This is a genomic window from Clostridium sp. MCC353, assembly GCF_018785315.1.
In the GTDB taxonomy this organism is placed as follows: Bacteria; Bacillota; Clostridia; order Lachnospirales; family Lachnospiraceae; genus CHH4-2.
Window position 1 is genome coordinate 44,638 of record NZ_WQPN01000016.1, and the last position, 15,219, is coordinate 59,856.

At 47.6% G+C, this 15,219-nt stretch carries 12 protein-coding genes and 3 pseudogenes; 11 read left to right on the forward strand and 4 right to left on the reverse strand.

Annotated features, from left to right (window positions below; translation table 11 throughout):
* Nucleotides 1-42 precede the first annotated feature (42 nt).
* Complete coding sequence (locus tag GPL15_RS04045) at nt 43-693, reverse strand: GntR family transcriptional regulator (RefSeq protein WP_215696271.1); 651 nt, start codon at nt 691-693, stop codon at nt 43-45.
* A gap of 226 nt (nt 694-919) precedes the next feature.
* Here GPL15_RS04045 and dpaL point away from each other — a divergent pair, with 226 nt between their 5' ends.
* Nucleotides 920-2,128 carry a diaminopropionate ammonia-lyase gene (dpaL, locus tag GPL15_RS04050; protein WP_215696273.1) on the forward strand — a complete coding sequence of 403 codons (1,209 nt, stop codon included), beginning with the start codon at nt 920-922 and terminating at the stop codon, nt 2,126-2,128.
* A gap of 83 nt (nt 2,129-2,211) precedes the next feature.
* On the opposite strand, the gene GPL15_RS04055 is transcribed toward dpaL, so the two are convergent.
* Nucleotides 2,212-3,234 (reverse strand): PTS sugar transporter subunit IIC, encoded by a 1,023-nt coding sequence (locus GPL15_RS04055; RefSeq protein WP_215696275.1) that lies wholly within the window; start codon nt 3,232-3,234, stop codon nt 2,212-2,214.
* A gap of 502 nt (nt 3,235-3,736) precedes the next feature.
* Between GPL15_RS04055 and GPL15_RS04060 the strand changes: the two genes are divergently transcribed.
* The 5 genes and pseudogenes from GPL15_RS04060 to GPL15_RS27885 form a co-directional block, all read left to right on the forward strand.
* Nucleotides 3,737-4,174, forward strand: coding sequence for a hypothetical protein (locus tag GPL15_RS04060; protein ID WP_215696277.1), 438 nt, complete (start codon nt 3,737-3,739; stop codon nt 4,172-4,174).
* A 46-nt stretch (nt 4,175-4,220) separates the two neighbouring features.
* Complete coding sequence (locus tag GPL15_RS04065) at nt 4,221-4,784, forward strand: YdeI/OmpD-associated family protein (RefSeq protein WP_215696279.1); 564 nt, start codon at nt 4,221-4,223, stop codon at nt 4,782-4,784.
* Nucleotides 4,785-5,080: 296 nt separating this feature from the next.
* Nucleotides 5,081-5,938: a methylenetetrahydrofolate reductase [NAD(P)H] gene (metF, locus tag GPL15_RS04070; protein WP_215696281.1), complete on the forward strand. Its 858-nt coding sequence runs from the start codon at nt 5,081-5,083 to the stop codon at nt 5,936-5,938.
* Nucleotides 5,939-5,941: 3 nt separating this feature from the next.
* On the forward strand, nt 5,942-8,707 hold the full coding sequence (locus GPL15_RS27270; RefSeq protein ID WP_252198082.1) for a homocysteine S-methyltransferase family protein: 2,766 nt from the start codon (nt 5,942-5,944) through the stop codon (nt 8,705-8,707).
* Between the two features lie 329 nt (nt 8,708-9,036).
* Nucleotides 9,037-9,279: pseudogene (locus GPL15_RS27885) on the forward strand (phosphatase PAP2 family protein); the annotation flags it as partial.
* Here the strand turns inward: GPL15_RS27885 and GPL15_RS27890 are convergent.
* A pseudogene (locus tag GPL15_RS27890) lies at nt 9,228-9,422 on the reverse strand (DUF6783 domain-containing protein); the annotation flags it as partial. The pseudogenes GPL15_RS27885 and GPL15_RS27890 sit on opposite strands and share 52 nt — an antisense overlap.
* Here GPL15_RS27890 and GPL15_RS27895 point away from each other — a divergent pair.
* The 5 genes and pseudogenes from GPL15_RS27895 to GPL15_RS04105 all read left to right on the forward strand — a co-directional run.
* Nucleotides 9,399-9,521, forward strand: a pseudogene (locus GPL15_RS27895) (DUF6783 domain-containing protein); the annotation flags it as partial. The pseudogenes GPL15_RS27890 and GPL15_RS27895 overlap by 24 nt on opposite strands.
* Nucleotides 9,518-10,306, forward strand: coding sequence for an alpha/beta hydrolase-fold protein (locus GPL15_RS04090; protein WP_215696284.1), 789 nt, complete (start codon nt 9,518-9,520; stop codon nt 10,304-10,306). The pseudogene GPL15_RS27895 and the gene GPL15_RS04090, both read left to right, overlap by 4 nt.
* Before the next feature lie 80 nt (nt 10,307-10,386).
* Nucleotides 10,387-11,016 carry a flavodoxin family protein gene (locus GPL15_RS04095; RefSeq protein ID WP_215696286.1) on the forward strand — a complete coding sequence of 210 codons (630 nt, stop codon included), beginning with the start codon at nt 10,387-10,389 and terminating at the stop codon, nt 11,014-11,016.
* Between the two features lie 536 nt (nt 11,017-11,552).
* Entirely contained in the window at nt 11,553-13,040 is a 1,488-nt protein-coding gene (gene abc-f / locus GPL15_RS04100) for a ribosomal protection-like ABC-F family protein (protein WP_215696288.1), read from the forward strand.
* Nucleotides 13,041-13,068: 28 nt separating this feature from the next.
* A complete protein-coding gene (locus tag GPL15_RS04105; protein ID WP_215696290.1) occupies nt 13,069-13,962 on the forward strand; it encodes a radical SAM protein in 894 nt (297 codons plus the stop codon).
* A 14-nt stretch (nt 13,963-13,976) separates the two neighbouring features.
* On the opposite strand, the gene GPL15_RS04110 is transcribed toward GPL15_RS04105, so the two are convergent.
* Nucleotides 13,977-14,711 (reverse strand): LytTR family DNA-binding domain-containing protein, encoded by a 735-nt coding sequence (locus tag GPL15_RS04110; protein ID WP_215696292.1) that lies wholly within the window; start codon nt 14,709-14,711, stop codon nt 13,977-13,979.
* Nucleotides 14,712-15,219: the final 508 nt, after the last annotated feature.

A 15,219-nucleotide genomic window follows, 5' to 3' on the forward strand; every position in this document is an offset into this window, starting at 1 on the left:
GCGCGGACCTGCCGCGCTCATTTTCTTAAAAAACAGTTCGTATCACTTCTTAATTTTCTCCAATGTATAAAGCCAATTGTTCCGCATCGCATCTTTTGCTCGTTTCAAATCCTGATTTTCCAATGCGGCAATGATCTCTTCGTGGGTTTGAGAGGAGATGACTTCTTTTTCCTTATAGAAGAGAATTTCAATCCTCTGCAGATGGCTTTTGAGGATTTTTGTAAATTCAGACATAAAATAACTGTTAATTTCATGGAGGAATATATCATGAAACTGGTCGTCGAATCTCTGGATATTTTCAATATCACGGGTGTTTACGGCGATTGCAAAGGATTTATTGATCCTTTTTAACTGGTCAATGGTTTGAGGCGTGATATGCGGATAGGTCAGTTCTACGGCAAGAGACTGAAGTTCTGCCATGATCCTGTAGTTCTGCCCGGCTTCCTTCAGATCGATTGGAGAAACCCGCGTTTCTTTTCCCGGATAAACCGTCACCAGTTTTTGATCTGCCAGAAGCTGCATGGCTTCGCGGACAGGGGTTCTGCTCACGGAAAAGTAATATGAAATTTCCTGATCGGAAATCCGCTCATCCGGCTGCAGTGTGCCGTTGATGATCCACTCACGGACTTGGGAATAAACCCTTTCTTTTGCTGTTTTCGGCTTTTCCGGTAAACTTTTTGATGGAATCGGCATATGGAATCTCCCTTGTGCTTATTTTGAATATAGTATATCGGATTCGAAGAAGTTTTGCAATATATCGCATACAATTTTAAAATTACTTCCAAAAAAGAGTTGGGAAATGGGATAAAATGCTGAATTTTTAAGAAATAAAAAGGATTTGTTGACAAGACATTCTTTTAAAACTAATATTGGTATATTACATGCGATATATCGCATATTAGAGAAGGGAGAAATTGATTTGAAACAAGAAATTAAAGCATTACATAGGGAAATCAACAGAAAAGGGGATGAGTGCCTGACCGTGCGGTTCGGGCCTGAACATGCCGGGAAAATTTTAGAATATCATAAAAGCTTTCCGGAATACCGGGTTACCCCGCTGGCGGATTTAAAGAATCTTGCAAAAGCATTGGGGGTACAATCCATCCATGTGAAAGACGAGAGTTACCGTTTCGGGTTAAATGCGTTTAAGGTTTTGGGCGGAAGCTATTGTATTGGCAGCTATATTGCCGAACTGCTGCAAATGGATCTTTCGGAACTGCCTTTTGAGAAGATTTCAGGCCGCTGGGTCAAAGAAAAATTGGGAGAGATCACATTTGTGACGGCAACCGACGGAAACCACGGGCGCGGAATCGCATGGACAGCCAGCCGTCTCGGTCAAAAAAGCGTAGTATATATGCCAAAAGGAAGCTCCCAGGAGCGGTTGGATAACATTAAGGCTTTGGGAGCAGAAGCTTTCATTACGGATTGGAACTATGATGACACAGTGAGATTTGCCAGTGAGCAGGCTGTGAAAAATGGCTGGATTATGGTTCAGGATACATCATGGGAAGGATATGAAAAGCTTCCGGGCTGGATTATGGAAGGCTATACGTCAATGGCATATGAAGCGGCAGAACAGTTGGGGGATGAAAAACCTACGCACATTTTCCTTCAGGCCGGAGTCGGCGCGATGTCGGGGGCTTTGACAGGTTTCTTTGCAGAACTTTACAAAAATGAAGAAATGCCGGTCATCACCATTGTAGAACCGGACCAGGCTGACTGCATGTACCGTACTGCCAAAGCGGACGATGGAACATTACACTTCGTGACAGGAGATATGCATACAATTATGGCCGGGCTGGCTTGCGGAGAACCTTGTACAATGGGCTGGAATATACTGAATGATTATGCATCCAATTTTGTTTCCATGCCGGATCATATCGCGGCCAAGGGGATGAGGATTTTAGGGAATCCCACTGGAAATGATCCAAAGGTGATTTCCGGGGAAAGCGGCGCGTCCACGTTAGGGCTTGTGGCGGAGGCGCTTCAGAACGAAAGCCTGGGCTGGCTGAAAGAACAGTTGAAATTGGATGAACATTCCAGAATTCTATGCTTTTCCACCGAAGGCGATACGGATAAGGAGAATTACCGGAAAATTGTCTGGGATGGGGCTTATCCGAGTTTTTAATGGAGACAGAAGGCTGTTCTGAATAATGCGTTCAGAACAGCCTTTTTGGTCCCAGGAAATGATCCTGTCAAACTTATAATCCTCTATAAATCTAATTTCAAATCCCCAAGCTTAATCCATTCCATCTTCCTGAGCACTTCACCGAAAACCAACGTCAGTCCGGCCGGAAGCACGAAACATACCAGCAGAATGGCTGTCCACATGCGGCTTCCCCCGCCCATGGCGGTATAGACGCCGATGGGGCCTACCAGCCCGCAGGTTCCCATGCCGGCTCCGGTGGGGATGTTCTGCATCTGGAATACCACGGTGGCAATGGGCCCGGTGACCATGGAAGCCAAGGTCGGAGGAATCCATGTTTTGGGATTCTTCACGATGTTGCCCATCTGGAGCATGGAAGTTCCCAGCCCCTGTGCCAGCAGGCCGCCAACTCCATTTTCACGGAAGCTGAGAACTGCGAATCCGACCATCTGGGCGCAGCATCCTGCGGTGGCGGCGCCTCCAGCAAGGCCGTCAAGCCCCAGCATAATGCAGATTGCGGCGCTGCTGATCGGCAAGGTTAACGCGATGCCGATTAACGCGGATACCAGTATGCCCATTGCAAAAGGCTGCATTTCGGTGGCGGTTTTTACCAGATTGCCGAATGCGGTCATGAATGCGGAAACGCCGGGGCCTACAAACTGGGCCATGAGCACGCCGGAGATGATGGTCACGCCGGGAGTGACCAGAATATCCACCCTGGTTTCTTTGGAGACAATTTTTCCAAGTTCAGCGGCAACAATGGTGGAAACCAGAGCGCCTACCGGCCCTCCTAACGCATTTCCTGCAATTCCTACTGTGGCTGCCGAGAAAAGCACCAGCTGAGGGGCCCCAAGAGCATGAGCGATGGACACGCCAAGAGCAGCACCGGTAGCGCTTTTTGCGTAGTCTGCAATTGTTGTAAATAGTTCCACGTGGGTTTTTTCGCCTAAAGTGGCAAAGATTGTACCGATCAGCAGGGAGGCAAATAAACCAAATGCCATCGCTCCAAGTGCATCGATCAGATACGTTTTGACTGTGATGTTTACGTTTTTCCGTTTTAAGAATCCTTTTACGCCTGTCTGTTCCATATGTAACTCTCCTTTTACTTTTACTCCCGGGCGGCGTTTGGGCGGATGGCCTTTCATGCGTACATGATGAACCGGCTGCTGCAAACGGTCCGCGGGAACTGCCTCTTATGAGGTAAATAAAGATCATATATGGGATATACGGGCACACATTTGACTACTAAGAGAAGAACTTCTTCCCTTTGTTTCCCTAGTCAAAGCAGTTGAGACATATATTAGCATAGAAAATTAAAAATTCCTAGCTTTTTTATAAAAAAAGCATAAAATAGTTAAAAAAATAACAATCATTGGGGAAAATGACGCATAGTATTATAAAGATGTATATGTTACAATGAAAACAAGGATCTGATTATGAGAGCGGAGACAGATTTGCTGAATGGGATACAAAATAGATAACAAAATAGATAATAAAGCAGATAACAGAGCAGATAACAAAACAGATAACAAAACAGATAACAAAACAGATAACAAAACAGATAACAGAGCAGATCAGACGGAGGTCAGAATGAAAAAACGTATATGCCCGGTATGTGATCATGAAATGCATTCCGCACATTACTGCAGAATCTGCAGGTCATGGGTAAAGGAGCCATACATAAGAGAAGTCAGGTATTATCTAAATGAAACACATCCAAAAGAGGAGACTGACTGCAGCTATCACAATGATTCGAATCCGGCTCCCGCTGGCCGGGGCGCGGTTCCGGCAAAGGTATTTCCGGGCACGCAAAAGCCGCCGGGAACCTTTTATTCTTCTGAAAAGCCGGCAGCACCGCCACCGACACGCGCCGGAGAACGGCAGCAGCCGGGCGGGGAGATGGAAAAACGAAAGCCGGGATCGAGACTGCGCCTGGTTTTATGGCTGTTTTTATTTATCTATGTGATCATGCCGCTTTTTGGTTCGCTGATCGGCACAATTACATATTTTTTCAGACATTTATTCTAATGATTGGTTGATGTGGCAAGAGACGGAAAATGGAGGGATAATAAGCGTGAATGATGCTTTGTGCTTTACAACACGGGAAGAATTTAGAAACTGGCTTTCGGATAACTGCCGGTCCAGTGAGGGAGTTTGGCTGTTATTTGGAAAAACTAAGGAATTGACCACCATAAAAGCGGGAGAAGCGTTGGAAGAGGCTTTGTGTTTCGGCTGGATCGACGGCTTGATGAAACGTGTAGACCAGAACTCTTATGTGAAATATTTTTCTTTACGCCGCAATAACAGCAAATGGTCTGAAAAGAACAAGACGCTGGCCGTCAGTTTGGAAAAACGGGGATTGATGACTGAATCCGGCAGGGAGAAAATAGAAGAGGCTAAGAAAAACGGCCAATGGGATAAGGCTGGCAAACCTTCTGCAGTGACGGAAGACCAAATTGAAATGGTCAGCGGTTTATTGAAGGAAAATGAGGAGGCATATACTAATTTTCAGGGCATGTCTCCGTCTGTGAAGAAAACGTATACCAGGGCGTATTTAGATGCCAAGACGGACGAAGGGCGCAAAAAACGGCTGGCGTGGATGATAGAGCGTTTAGAAAAGAACTTAAAACCCATGTGACAGAGACGATCCGCCTTCAGAGGATGTGTAAAAATGAGAAATATCAGGACTTTTACTGATGCTTGGGAAGCGGCGGTAAAAGTCTTTCTTATTTCATAGAAAGTTATATAGCCCAAACTGCCTTTTGCGGTATATTTGTCCCGAATTAAGTTACCCATCCGGGATAAATCTCCCGCAAACTATGAGGCATAGCGTTCAGGAAGCAATTTTCAGGCATACGATGGTTAAAAAAATTTTGCAACATTTGGAATTTTTTAGTATAATGGGGAGAAACAGTCAGAAGGAGATCAATGATTATGAAAATAAAAGACATTTTAGGGCAGGGGAAACCCACTCTTTCGTTTGAAGTGTTTCCCCCAAAGACAGAAGATAAATATGAATCCGTTGAGAAAGCGGCTTTGGAAATCGCAAAATTATCTCCTGCATTTATGAGTGTTACATACGGGGCGGGAGGGGGCACCAGCCGATATACGGTGGATATAGCTGCCGCGCTTCAGGAGCAGTGCCATGTAACTCCCCTTGCCCATTTGACCTGTGTTTCGTCTACTAAGGATAAGGTTCATCACGTACTGTCTGAATTACAGGAAAAGAGGATTGAAAATGTGCTGGCGCTGCGCGGCGACATTCCAGCGGACGGGACCATTGCGAAGGATTACCGTTATGCGTCGGAATTGATTTATGAGATCAAGCAGTCTGGAGATTTCTGCATCGGCGCGGCATGTTATCCGGAAGGCCATGTGGAATCAGTGAATAAAACCGCGGATATTCAGCATTTAAAGGAAAAAGTGGAAGCAGGCTGTGATTTTGTAACTACGCAGATGTTTTTTGACAACAATATTCTATATAATTATCTGTACCGGATCCGTGAAAAGGGGATCACGGTGCCGGTGGTGGCCGGGATCATGCCGGTTACCAATGTGGCCCAGATTAAGAGGATCTGTTCTATGTCAGGCACCTATCTTCCTTCCCGGTTTAAAGCCATTGTGGACCGGTTTGGAGAGAACCCGGCGGCTATGAAACAGGCGGGAATCGCTTATGCTACGGAGCAGATTATCGATTTGATCGCCAATGGAGTAAACGGCATCCACGTATATTCCATGAATAAGCCTGAGGTGGCGGCCAGAATTAAAGAGAGTTTGTCGGAGATTATATAAAAAATGGGGGAGTTATATGAGTACGACAAAATTGTAGGAGGAAATGATAAGATGAAATCAGGACTGCTGAACGAGCTGAACAAGCGCATCCTGTTCTGTGACGGAGGAATGGGAAGCCTGCTGCAGGAAAAAGGCTTAAAGGCCGGGGAACTGCCGGAAACCTGGAATATTACCCATAAAGAAATACTGGTCGGCATCCATAAGAGTTATTTAGAGGCCGGCGCCGACATCATTACCACCAATACCTTTGGAGCAAACCGGTTAAAATACAATGAAAAAAAGGATTATACGGTAGAGCAGGTGGTGACTGCCGCTCTGGACAATGCGAAACAGGCCGTAAATGAGGCGGAAGGGCTGACCGGAAAAAAAGGATATATCGCCCTGGATCTGGGTCCTACGGGTAAACTTTTGGAGCCTCTGGGGGATCTTCCTTTTGAAGAGGCATATGAACTGTTCAGGGAAACCGTGGTCTGCGGAGCCAAGGAAGGTGCGGATCTGGTTCTGATCGAAACTATGAGCGACGGCTATGAAGCCAAGGCGGCGGTTTTGGCGGCTAAGGAAAACTGTGATCTCCCTGTATTTGTATCCATGGTATTTGATGGTAACGGGAAACTGCTCACAGGCGGCGACGTGGCGGCCACCGTCGCATTGCTGGAAGGGCTTGGAGTGGATGCGCTGGGAATTAACTGCGGGCTTGGCCCTGTGCAGATGAAAGGGATTTTAGTTGATATTCTGGAAGTGGCTTCCATTCCCGTAATTGTCAACCCCAATGCAGGGCTTCCAAGAAGCGTAAATGGGAAGACGGTTTATGATATCGATGCGGATCAGTTTGCCAAGGTGATGAAGGAAATTGCCGCAATGGGTGCCCGTGTGATCGGCGGATGCTGCGGCACAACGCCGGAACATATTCAAAAAACAGTGGAATTGTGTAAGGATCTGCCAATGGCGCCTGTCACAGATAAAAAGCGCACGGTTATTTCTTCCTATTCCCATGCGGTTGTGATTGATAATAAACCGGTTATCATAGGAGAGCGGATCAATCCCACCGGAAAATCTAAATTCAAACAGGCCCTGAGGGATCACGATCTGGAATATATTCTGGATGAAGGAGTGGCCCAGGAAGAACGTGGGGCCCATGTGCTGGATGTGAATGTAGGCCTGCCGGAGATCGACGAACCTTCCATGATGGAAGAGGTGATAGTGGAACTGCAGAGCATCATTAAACTGCCCCTTCAGATCGATACTTCCAATATGGAGGCCATGGAGCGGGCGATGCGCATTTATAACGGAAAACCGATGATCAATTCCGTAAATGGAAAGCTGGAATCTATGGAGGCTGTTTTCCCTCTGGTGCAAAAATACGGCGGGGTTGTGGTTGCCCTGACCCTGGACGAAGACGGAATTCCGGAAACGGCAAAGGGCCGGGTCCGGATTGCAAAGAAGATTTATAAAAAGGCGGCTGAGTACGGCATTTCAGAGAAGGACATTCTTATTGACGCCCTCTGCCTGACTGTGAGTTCGGACAGCAAGGGGGCGTTAACCACCCTGGAAACCCTGCGGAGGGTGAAGGAAGAACTGGGAGGCAAGACCATTCTCGGGGTATCCAATATCTCGTTCGGACTTCCGCAGAGGGAGATTATCAACGCGTCCTTTTTCACTATGGCCCTTCACAGCGGCCTGAATGCGGCGATCATCAATCCCAATTCGGAAGCCATGATGCGTTCCTATTACAGTTACCGGGTTTTGGCTGATTTAGACCCGCACTGCGGAGACTATATCGAGGTGTACGGCGGCCAGGCGTCGGGAAATGGCATGGCGTCGGGGAGCGGCACGGCGTCAGGAAATGGGCAGGCAGCAGGGAACGGCCAGGCGTCGGGAAATGGGCAGGCAGCAGGGAACGGCCAGGCGTCGGGAAATGGCATGGCGGCAGGATGCGGCACGGCGTCGGGAAATAAGCAGGCAGCAGGGAACGGCATGGCGTCGGGAAACAGCCAGGCGGCAGAAAAAAAACATGCTGCGGGCAGCGTCCAGACCGCAGGAAAAAACCATGCTGCGGGCAGCGTCCAGACCGCAGGAAACGGCAGCTCCACGGAAAACGCCCGGAATAACGATCCGAAGTACAGGAAAAGCGCTTCTGTGTCAGATCTTGGCAGCAGCATTATTAAAGGGCTGAAAAACCAGGCGTCAGATGCGGTGAAGGAGCTTTTAAAAACCAGAGATTCCCTGGAGATCATCAATGAAGAGATGATCCCCGCCCTGAATGTGGTGGGAAATGGTTTTGAAAAGGGAACCATGTTCCTTCCCCAGCTTTTGATGAGCGCGGAAGCGGCCAAGGCGGCGTTTGAAGTGATAAAAGAGCAGATGGCTGTTTCAGGCCGGACACAGGAGAAAAAAGGCAGGGTGATTCTGGCTACAGTGAAAGGGGATATTCACGATATTGGAAAGAATATAGTGAAGGTGCTTCTGGAAAACTACAGCTATGATGTCATTGACCTGGGAAAAGACGTGCCGCCGGAGACGGTTGTGGAAAAGGCGGTAGAGCTCAATGTGCCTTTAGTGGGCCTCAGCGCCCTGATGACCACTACAGTGCCCAGTATGGAAGAGACTATAAAACAGTTGAGAAAATCTGCCCCATGGGTGAAAATCATGGTAGGCGGAGCGGTTATGACGGAAGAATATTCACAGACCATTGGAGCGGACCGGTATTGCAAAGACGCCATGGCCTCCGTAAACTACGCGGAAGATGTGATCGTGGAACCGTTCAGATAGGTCTGCGCATTTACAGCTCAGATCCTATGAAAACATAGCGTTTGCAGGCATCCAGCCCCTCGCCGCAGGCGGATTCAATTGGCTGGATTATATGATGAGGAGAATCTCTTATGGGTTGGGAATTTGAACTGCTGTATTTGTTACAGAAGCTGCACACGCCATGGCTGGATCAGTTCATGGTGGGAATCACCGGCTTATCCGACCATGGTGAAGTTTGGATTGCATTGGCTCTGGCCTTCCTCTGCTTTAAAAAGAGCAGGAAAATAGGAATTGCAATGATCGGGGCCATGGCCCTGTCCTTTTTGATGGGCAATGTCCTTCTGAAAAATATGATCGGCCGCAGCCGCCCCTGCTGGATTGACAACAGCGTGGCGCTGCTGATTGACAGCCCTAAGGACTATTCCTTTCCGTCCGGACATACTCTGGCATCATTTACCGCTTCGGTGAGTATTTATTTACAGAACAGAAAGTGGGGGATGGCGGCTCTTTTGCTGGCGGTTTTGATCACATTTTCCAGACTTTATCTGTTTGTGCATTTTCCAACTGATATTTTGGCCGGAGCGGTTCTCGGAACTGTCTCAGCGTTTTTTGTAAACCGTATGATGAAAAAGCGGAAGATGTTAGAGCGTGTTTGAAAATTCATTTCCGCCATCTGCACGTCCCACTTTGCGGTGTATTTGCCCCGAATTCAGGTTACATAGCCCGCTATGCGCCCGTCATTCGGGACAAATCTCTCACAAACTGTGACGCACATCTGACAGAAAGCAATTTTCAAACACACTCCAGTGCAGGAAGAAGGAGGCGGACAACATGATTTTGAGAGGTAGTGTATTTTCACAGGTACTTCAGATGGATACGGGGATTACAGTAGTAATACCTGATAAATATGAGGAGGGGAAGGACTATAAAGCGGCCTATCTGCTGCACGGGCTCGGCGGCGGCAGCGGAAACTGGGTGGATCACACCCTGCTCACCTTATACGCCAGGGACTACAGGACCGTGTTTATCATGCCCGAAGCCGCCAGAAGTTTTTATACGGACATGAGATATGGACAGAAGTTTTTTACTTACGTGACAGAGGAACTCCCATCCATTTGTAAGAGCGTGTTCCATATATCTGCAAAACCCTGTGATACCGCCGTGATCGGCGCGTCCATGGGCGGTTACGGGGCCCTGAAATGCGCTCTGTCAAAACCGGAGCAATACGGCTTCTGCGCTTCCTTTTCCCCGGCCTGCCTCTATCTGAAAGAATATCTGGATGAATACAGGCCCAAGGGAAAATGGGACGAGGTGCGGGCTGCGTTCGGCGACCAGATGGTCATGGATTTTCTCTCCATACACGGAGAAGACCTTCAGTGGAAACAGGAAAATGAGATCCTGTGTCTGGCGGACGAAGCTGAAAAACAGAAGGTAAAGCCCAGAATTTATATGGCCTGTGGTTACGGCGATTATCTGAGGGATTCCAATGTGAAATTTGCCGCTGATATGAAGAACAGGGACTTTGACTTCACCTTTGAAGAGTGGGAAGGAGAGCATGGATGGTATTTCTTTGACCAGGCCCTTAAAAAAGCTCTGGATTTCGGCTATAACAAAAGGTAGAAAAACTCCATGGACGGCATCCGCGCTGCCGGGCCGGATCATGGATGCCAATGACGGGCGGCGCAGAAAAGAGGGAAGATATGAAAGTATTATTGTTAAATGGAAGCGGCAATGAACATGGATGCACTTATACAGCTCTCACAGAAGCAGCGCAGGCGCTCAATCAGGAAGGGGTGGAGACCGAGATCATCCAGCTTGGAAAACAGGCGGTCAGGGACTGCATCGGCTGCGGCGCATGTGCCAAACTGGAAAATCAATGTGTATTTTCAGACGATTTAGTCAATGAGGTGCTGAAAAAGGCGAAGGAGGCGGATGGTTTTATCTTCGGAACCCCTGTCTATTATGCCCATCCCAGCGGAAGAATCCTTTCCTTCTTGGACCGGCTGTTCTATGCCGCTGACGGCGATACCTTTGCCTATAAGCCAGGAGCTGCCATAGCCTCTGCCAGAAGGGCGGGCACAACGGCTTCTTTAGACGTGCTGAACAAATACTTCACCATTGCCAAAATGCCGGTGGTATCCTCCCAGTATTGGAACATGGTTCATGGAAATACTCCGGAAGAGGTGAAGCAGGACGGCGAAGGGCTTCAGATCATGCGGACCCTGGGACAGAACATGGCCTGGCTGTTAAAATGCATTGAGGCTGGAAAAGCCGCCGGAATCCATAAACCCCAGGAGGAAAAGAGGATCAGGACGAATTTTATCCGTTGACGGAAGCAGGAAATTATGATAGACTGATGCCAAAAGACGGAAGGGGTGAAAGGATGAGGTAATGATTCTTGCTTGAGTAACTGTATGACGATGAATGGAAACAGCCTGTATCAGGCTTTTATTGTCGTACTTGTTTTGCAAGAATGTTATTTCATCCTGCACCTGACATAGATTGAGAATACGCTCCAACGCCGGTGGTAACGGTTATATAACCGTATTTCATGCGGTTGTAAATCATAAGGCGGCATTTTATGCTGTGATATATCATGAGGCGGTATTATCGATTGTGATGGCGGACGGCTGTGGGAATGAACTTTCTTGCAGCCGTTTTTTGTTTCATAGGAAAGTTCGTCCTATGAAACAAAAACGCTCCGCGGAGGATCGCACTGCGTATCGCATATAATGCGGCAGAAGGGAATCATGTCGCTGAAGCGACCCGCCGCAGGCGGAGAATCCCGCGAGCGGGATTCTTATTTATTGGCGGGGGAACAGCCGATTAATGCTTGTTTCCACCGGCCATGACAGGAGGGATATCTATGTCATTGATACAGGTAACGGATCTGTCTTTTTCCTATGAAGACAGTTACGATATGATTTTTGAAAATGTGTCTTTTCAGATAGACACAGACTGGAAATTAGGTTTTACCGGGCGTAATGGCCGGGGGAAGACCACATTTTTGAATCTGCTGATGGGAAAATATGAATACAGCGGGAAGATTACATCCGGCGCTGCCTTTGATTATTTCCCATTTCCGGTGAAAGACCCTTCTCAGGATGCCATTGATATCATCGCGGGGATATCTGCGGAGATATCAAGCTGGCAGGTGATGAAGGAGCTTCACAAGCTGGGGCTTTCGGACGATGTGCTGTTCAGGCCGTTTAAAACCCTGTCCAATGGGGAGAGAACCAAGGTGCTGCTGGCCGCTTTGTTTTCCCAGGAGAATCATTTTCTGCTGATTGACGAGCCCACCAATCATCTGGATCTGGAGGGCAGGGAAGTGGTGAGCCGGTATTTGAATTCCAAAAAGGGCTTCATCCTCATTTCCCATGACCGGACATTTTTGGATTCCTGCGTGGATCATATTTTGTCCATTAATAAGACGGATATTGAGGTACAGAAGGGGAATTTCTCTTCCTGGTATCAGAATAAGCAGATGCGGGATGAGTTTGAAACGGCTGAAAATGAAAGGCTGAAAAAGGACATCAGGCGGCTGTCGGCGGCGGCCAGACAGAGCAGTGAATGGGCCGACAAGGTGGAGAGCACAAAAATCGGGAAAAAGTCCGTAAGCCTGGAAAAATGCAAAGATACCAGGGCATATATCGGCGAAAAGTCCAGGCGGATGCAGATGAGGCGGAAGAATCTGGAGCGGCGCCAGAGCCGGGCGCTGGAGGAAAAAACCGGACTTTTAAAGAATATTGAGAATACGGAAAGCCTGAAACTGGAGCCGCTGATCTATCACAAGGACAGGCTGGCATCGGTATCGGATCTGAAGATCTATTACGGGGACCATGTGGTCTGCGATCCGGTTTCATTTACCGTGGAACAGGGGGAGCGGGTCTGCCTGAAGGGGAAAAATGGCTGCGGAAAATCCAGCATCATAAAGCTGATGATGGGAGAGGACATTCCTTTTCAGGGGGAACTTTCAGTAGGAAGCGGTTTAAAACTCTCCTATGTGTCCCAGGATACCTCCTTTTTAAAGGGGAATTTAAAGGATTATGCCGAAAAATGCGGAGTGGAGGAACGGCTTTTAAAAGCACTGCTGCGCAAACTGGATTTCTCCAGGGTCCAGTTTGAGAAGAATATGGAATCTTTCAGCGAAGGGCAGAAGAAAAAAGTCCTGATTGCCAGAAGCTTATGCGAAAAAGCCCATCTATATATATGGGATGAACCCCTTAATTTTATCGACATTTATTCCAGGATGCAGATTGAGGAACTATTGCTCTATTGGAAACCGACCCTGCTGTTTGTGGAGCATGACGCGTCATTTGCACGGAAAATCGCGACGAAGACAGTGGAGATGTAAACTATTGACAGGAGAAATGAGGAAGATTATGGAATATGTACCGGCAAAGACCATAGTGACCAAAACAAAAGGTTCCGGCTGGTTTGGAATTGATTATAACATGAATATTTACCGGGGCTGCTGCCATGGCTGTATTTACTGTGACAGCCGGTCGGACTGTTATCAGATTAAGGATTTTGATACGGTAAAGGCCAAGGAAAATGCCCTGCAGATCATCAGGGACGACCTGCGCAGAAAGGTCAAAACAGGAGTGGTGGGGACAGGGGCCATGAGCGATCCCTATAATCCCTTTGAGAAGGAACTTCAATTGACCCGTCACGGGCTGGAACTGGTGGACGCCTTTGGATTCGGCATAGCCATCGCCACCAAAAGCACTCTGATGCTGCGGGATATGGACATTCTTTCCTCCATAAAAGAACATTCTCCTGTACTTTTAAAGGTCACCATTACGACCGCGGACGATGAGCTTTCAAAGAAAGTGGAGCCCGGCGCGCCGGTTTCTTCTGAGCGCTTTGAGATGCTCAGGCAGCTCAGCCGTCAGGGATTATTCTGCGGAATTTTACTGATGCCGGTTCTTCCATTTTTGGAGGATTCAGAGGAAAATGTGCTGGCTATCGTGAGAAAAGCCCATGAAGCAGGCGCTAAATTCATCTATGCCGCCTTTGGAATGACACTCAGAAATAATCAGAGAGAGTGGTATTTAGATCAATTGGAACGGATCTTTCCGGGGGAAGGGCTGGCGAAGCTGTATCTTAAAACGTATGGGAACCAATATGAGTGCCGCAGCAGGAAAGCTGCGGCGCTCTGGAAAGCATATGCGGCGGAGTGCGAAAAATATGGAATTTTGTACGATATGAAAGATATCATCTGCGCATACCGCCGAAAATACGAGATTTCCCAGCTCAGCTTGTTTGATTTGTAGGAGCCGGGCGGTTTTTACCAGGACAGCCCGTTTGCCTGGCTTTGGCCAAACAGATAATCGTTATATACTTTTTCAACTGATTTTCTGTAACGGGGATGGCAGGGGATGGGGACAAAAGACCCGTCTGTCATGTAAAATCTGCCGTTTTTCATCTTATCGACAGCCTTTAACTGGATCAGATAACTTTTGCTGATCCTATAAAACGGCATCCCGCCCAGAAGGTTCTCCAGTTCTTCCATGGAGCCGTTCATTGCTATGTCCTGATGAGCGGTATGGATGGTGAGCTGGTGGCCATAAATTTCCGCCCATAAAATGGTTCTGGCCGGAATACACAGTTCCCTCCTTCCGCTTTTGACAGTCACCATGCGGGAAACATTGGTAAAGTGGCGGAAACACCGGCCCAGGGAATCCTGCAGCCCCTCTTCCAGTACGGGTTTGATCAGATAGTCGATTGCTTTCACCCGGTAGCCCTCCAGCGCATGGTCGGTGCTGATGGTGATAAAGATGATTTCACAGCCCGGAAGCAGTTCCCGGATTTTTTCTGCTGTTTCGATTCCGTTCATTCCGTCCATATAAATGTCCAGAAGAACCAGCTCAAAAGACCTTGTCCCAATGGCTTCAATTAATTCCCCACCCCGGGAAAAACAGAAGACAGAAGCTTCAAACATATTTCTTTCCAGAAAAATTTCAGTATATTTTTTAATTTGGTTTAACTCTTCTTGTTCGTCATCGCAGATGGCAATATTCATATAAAAAACCTCCAAATACTTGGCTGCCTCTATTTTAGCATAAACCGGAACCTTTTTTCATCGGGTTTTTATGACAGAATTTGATACTTTGTGCTGTTTGCTGGCAGTTCACGATGGAATATGTCTTTATAAGCTCAGATATACAAGAAAACAAACATAAGGTATTTACATAAGGTATTTACATAAGGTTTTTACATAAGGTTTTTACATAAGGTTTTTACATAAGGTTTTTACATAAGGTGTGAAGGCATTTTCGAAAATGCCTTCACACCTTATGTAAATATTATCTCAGAAAGAGAAAACCAGCAGGAAAGCGGGGAGCGGCAGCAGGCGGAGGGGCTTTTGGCTTTTGGCGCTGGGCCGGGCAGGCCGTGGGGTGACTGACAGTGCAGGAAACCATCTGGAAACCGTTAGTGAAACTTAGGCTGCAGGGATGGAAAAAGACGGGCAGAAACTGAAAACCAAATCAGTTTCTGAGATGCCCACTGAACGGTAAAGTCCCATAAAG

Coding starts and splice junctions, on each gene's coding strand:
- metF (WP_215696281.1), top strand. CDS start 5,081: ATGAAAATAAAAGACATTTTAGGGCAGGGGAAACCCACTCTTTCGTTT.
- GPL15_RS04045 (WP_215696271.1), bottom strand. CDS start 693: ATGCCGATTCCATCAAAAAGTTTACCGGAAAAGCCGAAAACAGCAAAA.
- GPL15_RS27270 (WP_252198082.1), top strand. CDS start 5,942: ATGGGGGAGTTATATGAGTACGACAAAATTGTAGGAGGAAATGATAAG.
- GPL15_RS04055 (WP_215696275.1), bottom strand. CDS start 3,234: ATGGAACAGACAGGCGTAAAAGGATTCTTAAAACGGAAAAACGTAAAC.
- GPL15_RS04095 (WP_215696286.1), top strand. CDS start 10,387: ATGAAAGTATTATTGTTAAATGGAAGCGGCAATGAACATGGATGCACT.
- GPL15_RS04060 (WP_215696277.1), top strand. CDS start 3,737: ATGAAAAAACGTATATGCCCGGTATGTGATCATGAAATGCATTCCGCA.
- GPL15_RS04110 (WP_215696292.1), bottom strand. CDS start 14,711: ATGAATATTGCCATCTGCGATGACGAACAAGAAGAGTTAAACCAAATT.
- abc-f (WP_215696288.1), top strand. CDS start 11,553: ATGTCATTGATACAGGTAACGGATCTGTCTTTTTCCTATGAAGACAGT.
- GPL15_RS04105 (WP_215696290.1), top strand. CDS start 13,069: ATGGAATATGTACCGGCAAAGACCATAGTGACCAAAACAAAAGGTTCC.
- GPL15_RS04090 (WP_215696284.1), top strand. CDS start 9,518: ATGATTTTGAGAGGTAGTGTATTTTCACAGGTACTTCAGATGGATACG.